This window comes from Streptomyces sp. NPDC060194 (assembly GCF_042728285.1).
Classification (GTDB): Bacteria; Actinomycetota; Actinomycetes; order Streptomycetales; family Streptomycetaceae; genus Streptomyces.
Map to the genome: position 1 here is coordinate 1 of NZ_JBHWZH010000223.1, position 6197 is coordinate 6197.

Consider the following 6197-nt stretch of genomic DNA (forward strand, 5'->3'; position numbering starts at 1 on the left):
GACTCTTCCGAGTCCCGGGCCCTTCGCTTCAGTAGCGGGGACAGGATTTGAACCTGCGACCTCTGGGTTATGAGCCCAGCGAGCTACCGAGCTGCTCCACCCCGCGTCGTTGTGTGCACCACCGTACGCGGACGGCCGCCACCTGTGCAAATCCATTACGCACGACCCCCGGGCGCGCCCGGGATCCAGGCCGTACGCCGCGGGTCCCGGGGCAGCCGTGCGCCGCGGGTCGCGGGCGCGGCGCGGTCAGGCCGTGAGCTCCTGCCGCAGTGCCTCCAGCAGCCGGCCCGCGCGCTCCGCGACCTCCGCCGGCCCCAGCGCCACCGCCCGCTCGCACCACTTGCGGCCCTCGTCGAGCTCGCCCCGCCGGGCGGTGAGCAGCGCCATGCGCAGGGCGGCCCTCCCGTGGCCCGCCAGGGCGGCGCGGCCCCACCACAGGGCCGCCTCCGCCTCACTGCCCTCCCGGGCGAGCAGCAGACCCAGGTTGAAGGCCCCGTTGCGGCTGCCGGCCTCGGCCGCCTCCCGGTACCAGCGGGCCGCCTCCGCGGCGTCCCCGCGCGCGGCGGCGAGCATCCCGACGCGCACCTGCGCGCGGCGGTGCCCCTGCTCGGCGGCGCGCTCGTACCACTCCTCGCACTCGGTCTTCTCGGTGAGCGACTCGCCGAGGACGGCGACGTCCTGGTGCGGCCGGCGGTCGAGCAGCGTGCCGAGGCGGAAGGCGGCCTCGGCGCTGCCGCTGCCGGCGGCGCACCGCAGGTGGCGCTCGGCGGCCTGCTCGTCGCCGTCCCGCAGCAGCGCGATGCCGACCTGGAGCGCGGCCTCGGTGTGGCCGGCCGCGGCGGCGCGGGCGTACCACTGCAGCGCCTTGCCGTCGTCCTCGCGACCGGCGTAGAGGATGCCCAGGTTGAACGCCGCGTCGACGCTGCCCGCCTCGGCCGCCTTGGAGAACCACGGCTCGGCGCCCGCCGCGTCGCCGCCCTGGAGCAGCAGCACGGCGAGCGCGTTGGCGGCCTCGCGGTGGCCCGCGTAGGCCGCCCGCCGGTACCAGGCCTCGGCCTGCGCCGTACGGCTCTGCTGGGCGCACAGCAGGCCGAGGTTGTACGCGCCGTTGATGTCGCCGGCGTCCATCGCGGCGCGGTACCAGCGCTCGGCGGTCTGCTTCTCGCCGCGGGCGGCGTGCAGGGCGCCGAGCGCGTTGGCTGCGTTGCCGTCGCCCTCCTGGGCGGCGCGCAGCCACCACACGGCGGCGTTCTCCTCGTCGCCGGCGTCGCGCAGGAGGAAGCCGAGGGCGCAGGCCGCCCGCGGCTCGCCGTCCTTGGCGGACGTCAGGTACCAGCGCCCGGCCTCCTTGAGCAGGCCGCGGTCCTCCAGGATGGTCCCGAGGTGCAGGGCGGCGCGGCGGTGGCCGCGGGCGGCCGCCTGCCGGAACCACTGCTCGGCCTCCGCGGCGGGGGTCATGCCGCCGGGGGTGCGGTCGCCGGTCGGCTGCATCATCCCGGCGCCGGCGACGCCCTGGGCGACGGCGGCGCGGGCGCGGTCCTCCAGGGTGCGGGCGAGCCGGTAGGCCGCCTCGCGGTGGCCGCGCTCGGCGGCGGCCCGCATCCAGTGCTCGGCGCCGACGTCGGAGCGGTGCTCCAGGAGGTCGGCCAGCGCGTAGGCGCCCAGGACGTGCCCCTGCTCGGCGGACTGCCGCAGCCAGTACTCCGCGGCGACCTCGTCGCCGCGCTCGCGGTGGTGGCGGCCGAGGGCGTGGGCCGCGGCGGCGGAGCCCGCGACGGCGGCGACGCGCCACCAGCCGGCCGCCTCGTCGGCCTGGCCCCGCTGGTGGAGCAGGACGCCCAGGTTGTTCGCGGCGGCGCGGTCGCCGGCGGCGGTGGCCGCGCGCAGGAAGGGCTCGGCGCCCTCCAGGTCGCCGCGGCGCATGAGCAGGGCGCCGAGGAGGCTCATCGCCTCGACGTCACCGGCCTCGGCCGCCTGACGGTGGCGCAGCTCGTCCTCGACCGCGGCGGTGTCGTCGCCGTGGTCGGCCGGTTGCTCGAATCGCCCTGACTCCAACAGAGTTGTCCTGTCCCCCATGATCCTCATCGTGGCACCACCCACTGACAGTGCACACCAGGTAATCGGCGTCCGTAGAGGTCTCTACAGCGTTTTGTCGACATGCCCACAGAGAGACACGTCAAACCCGGATTCCCCAACTCCCCCCGCACGGAGCATTCTTCGCACGAATCCCCTTCCGTGTCGCGTCGCGCCCCGAACGAACGGAAGGCCCGAATCCTTGTCGGATTCAGGCCTTCCGGTGCAGTAGCGGGGACAGGATTTGAACCTGCGACCTCTGGGTTATGAGCCCAGCGAGCTACCGAGCTGCTCCACCCCGCGTCGTTGTGTTCTCACACTATCACGAGGCGGAGGGAGCCCTGCCCGGTTGCCGGTCCCCCGGCCGGTCAGCTGCCCGAGTCGCCGGCCGGTTTCTCGTCCGCGGGCTTGTCGGCCGCGGGCTTCTCCGCGGCCGGCTTCTCGGCGGCCGGCTTCTCCGCGGCCGGCTTGTCGTCGGCCGCCGCCTGGGCGGCGTCGGCGCGCCGGAGGGCCGCCTGCAGCTCGTCCTGGGCCTCGCCGTACGCCTGCCAGTCGCCTTCCTTGAGCGCCGCCTCGCCCTTGTCGAACGCCGCCTGGGCGTCGTCCAGGGCTTCCTTGACCGTCGGGTCCTGGGTGCCCGGGTCGGAGGGCTCGGACGGTTCGTCCGGCTCGCCGGGATCCGTCGGGTCCGCCGGCTCCGCGCCCTCCGCGTCGAACACCTTGTTCAGCGCGTCGCCCAGGTTGTCCTCGAAGGCGGTCCTGCCGCCGTAGGAGACCGCCACCTTCTTCAGCAGCGGGTACTGGGCGTCGTTGCCCTTGACGTAGATCGGCTCGACGTAGAGGAACCCTCTGTCCATCGGCACGGTCAGCAGGTTGCCGAACAGCAGACTGGACTGGGAGTTCTCCATCTCACGGGTGAACCGGCCCACGTCGTTGTTGGTGTTGAGCTTGTTCTGCCACTGCACCGGGCCGTCGACCTCGTCCCCGGTCACCCTGAGGAGGTCTATCGAGCCGTAGCTGTCGCTCGTGGCGTCGGCGTCGACCGCCATGAAGGCGGACAGGTTCGGCCGGTTGTCCGGGGTGAAGGTGGTCGTCAGCGAGAACTTCTGCTGACTCTGCCCCGGCATCGCGAGCGAGAGGTAGTACGGCGGGACCGCCTGCCCCTTCTTGCCCGACGTCGGGTCGTCCGGGACCTCCCACACGTCACTCGCGTTGTAGAACTGGTCGGCGTTGGTCACGTGGTACAGACCGAGCAGCTCGCGCTGGACCTTGAACATGTCCTGCGGGTAGCGCAGGTGCTCCAGCAGCTCCGGGGCGATGTCGGACTTGGCCTTCACCGTGCCCGGGAACGCCTTCTTCCAGGTCTTGAGGACCGGGTCCTTCTCGTCCCAGGTGTAGAGGTTCACCGTGCCGTCGTAGGCGTCGACGGTGGCCTTCACCGAGTTCCGGATGTAGTTGACCTGGTTCTCCTGGGCCACGACCGCCCGCTGGCTGTCCTGGTCGGTCAGCGAGTCGGCGGTGGTGTCGCCCAGCGTGGTCCGCGAGGCGTACGGGTAGCCGTCGGAGGTGGTGTAGGCGTCGACGATCCACTGGATCCGGTCGCCGACCACCGCCGGGTAGGCGTCGCCGTCGATCGTCAGCCAGGGGGCGACGGCCTCGACGCGCTCCTTGGGAGTGCGGTTGTAGAGGATCTGGGATCCCTCGCCGATGGCGCCCGAGTACAGCATCTGCGGTTCGCCGAACGCGGCCGCGTAGGTGGCGCGGTTCAGCGGGCTGGAGAGGTCGATGCCGCCCTTGCCGTCGTAGCTGTACGTCTTCTGCCCGTCGGAGTCCTCGTAGTCGAGCTCCTTCTGGGGCCCGCCGACGATGGAGTACTGGCGGGTCTTCTCGCCGAAGTAGATGCGCTGCTGGTAGTCCTCGTCGAAGGCGCCCTCGGGGTTGCTCGGGGTGTTCGACGCGTTGTTCTTCGTCGGCAGGCCGTTCTCGGTGAAGGCCGGGGAGCCCTCGGAACCCGCCTGGACCTCCGTGCCCTTGGCAGCGACCGCGCCGTAGCCGTGGGTGTAGATGAAGTGGTCGTTGATCCAGTTCCGCTTGTCGATCTGACCGAGGTCGAGCTCACGCAGACCGATCACGGTGTCCTGGCCGTTGTAGCGGTCGACGTCCAGGGTGGTGGGGAACTGGTAGTACTTCCGCTTCTGCTCCAGCGTCTTGAACGTCGGCGACACGATGTTCGGGTCGTTGACGCGGTAGCTGGCCGTCTCGTCGGCGCGCTTGCGCTGGGCCGCGCCGTCGGTGATCGCGGCGTTGCCCTCGTAGTCCTTGGGCTTGACGCCGTCGATGCCGTACGCCTTGCGGGTCGCCTCGATGTTCTTCTCGATGTACGGCGTCTCCTTGGCCTGCTCGTTCGGCTGGACCTGGAACTTCTGGACGATCGCCGGGTAGAGCCCGCCGACCAGGACCGCCGAGAGCACCATGAGGCCGAGGCCGATGAGCGGCAGCTGCCAGGTGCGCCGCCACAGGGTGGCGAAGAACAGCACCGCGCAGATGACCGCGATGCAGAAGAGGATCGTCTTGGCCGGCAGATAGGCGTTGGCGTCGACGTACCGCAGGCCGACCCAGTTGTCGGCGGCCTTCACGTTGCCCGACTTCACCGCGAGCCCGTACCGGTCGAGCCAGTAGGCGACGGCCTTCAGGGCGACGAAGATGCCGAGCAGGACGGAGAGGTGGCCGGTGGCCGCCGCCGTCGCCCGGGCGCCGGGGCTGGTGATCCGCAGCCCGCCGTACAGGTAGTGCACCAGCGCGGCGGCGATCAGGGAGAGCACCACCGCGCCGAAGCCGAAGCCGAGAACGAAGCGGTACCAGGGCAGGTCGAACGCGTAGAACGACACGTCCATGCCGAACTGCGGGTCCTTCTGGCCGAACGACTGGCCGTTGACCCACAGCATCCAGGTGCGCCACTGCCCGGAGGCGGACGCGCCGGCGATCAGCCCGACCAGAGCGGTGATGCCGAGCAGCAGCCACTTCTTGTACGGGGCGATGCCCATCCGGTAGCGGTCGAGGCTCTGCTGCTCCAGCGACATGGCGCTGAGCGGCGGGCGCAGCCGGTGGGCCAGCCAGATGTTGACCCCGATCGCCGCGGCCATCAGGAGGCCGAAGACGACGAAGAGGCCGATCTTGGTCCACAGGGTGGTGGTGAAGACGGACGAGTAGTTCACCGAGCGGTACCAGAGCCAGTCGGTCCAGAACCCGGCGAACATCACGAACACCATGGCGAGGACGGCCAGGACGCCCAGTGTCATCAGCAGGGTCCGGGCACGCCGGGACGGTCGGCCGACTCTGATCCGTGGCCCGGAGGGGCCTCCGCCGCGGTCCGGCATCTGGAAAGCCAAGGTGCGCACCTCGAAGTTCGCTGTTGGTCGCTCGCCGGTCCGTGTCCGGTGCGAGGGTCTTCGGGGCCCCGATGGTTGAGGCCCATACCTATGCAACTTACTCAGGCTTTACTCAGTTCCCGATTTCGGGGCCGAACGAGGCAGGATTGTGACCATGTCCGAAACACCTCTCGCGGCCAGCCCGCTGACCCGCGCCGTGCTCGAGATCGACGAGTACGCCGCCACCCTCGGCTGGGACCAGCCCGCCCGTCTCTTCGCCCTCGTCGACACCGAACGGCTCCGCTCCCAGGAGCCCGCCCTCGCCGCCCAGCTCGGGCTCGACGGCGACGCAGAACCCGCCCCCCTCACCCCGGTGGAGCAGGACGAGGTGCCCGCCGGCACCCCGCTCGACGAGTTCCTCGGCACGATCGCCTGGCCGGAGGCGGTCGGCGGCTGCGCGATGACCGTGGAGCGGCTGATGCTGCCGCCGTCGGCCGAGGCGTCGGTCCCCGACGGGCTCGACGACGCGGGCCTGGCCGCCTGGGTCGCGAAGCACCCCGACCGGCAGGAGGTGCGGATGACGGTCGCCGTGCTGCGCGACGGCGCCCGGGAGTCGGCGCTGCGGCTGCGCGAGAAGGACGCGGCGAGCGAGGTGCTGACCGGGTCCGGGCTGGTGCCGGGGCTCGCCGAGGCGCTGGCGGCGACGTTCGAGGACTGAGCCGTCGTCCGCGCGGGCACCGGGGGCCGGTGTCCGCG

3 protein-coding genes and 2 tRNA genes are annotated in these 6197 nt (G+C 71.6%); 1 reads left to right on the top strand and 4 read right to left on the bottom strand.

Annotated elements, in window-relative coordinates:
* Window positions 1-32 precede the first annotated feature (32 nt).
* The 4 genes from ACFWEG_RS27790 to ACFWEG_RS27805 all read right to left on the bottom strand — a co-directional run bounded on the left by ACFWEG_RS27790 (window position 33) and on the right by ACFWEG_RS27805 (window position 5450).
* A tRNA-Met gene (locus ACFWEG_RS27790) sits at window positions 33-106 on the bottom strand.
* Between the two features lie 140 nt (window positions 107-246).
* Window positions 247-2085, bottom strand: a complete 1839-nt coding sequence (locus ACFWEG_RS27795) for a sel1 repeat family protein (protein WP_387220531.1) — start codon at window positions 2083-2085, stop codon at window positions 247-249.
* A gap of 217 nt (window positions 2086-2302) precedes the next feature.
* Window positions 2303-2376, bottom strand: a tRNA-Met gene (locus tag ACFWEG_RS27800).
* Window positions 2377-2441: 65 nt separating this feature from the next.
* Complete coding sequence (locus tag ACFWEG_RS27805) at window positions 2442-5450, bottom strand: UPF0182 family protein (protein WP_387220536.1); 3009 nt, start codon at window positions 5448-5450, stop codon at window positions 2442-2444.
* Between the two features lie 166 nt (window positions 5451-5616).
* On the opposite strand from ACFWEG_RS27805, the gene ACFWEG_RS27810 reads away from it, so the two are divergent.
* Entirely contained in the window at window positions 5617-6159 is a 543-nt protein-coding gene (locus ACFWEG_RS27810; protein ID WP_387220534.1) for a PPA1309 family protein, read from the top strand.
* Window positions 6160-6197 lie beyond the last annotated feature (38 nt).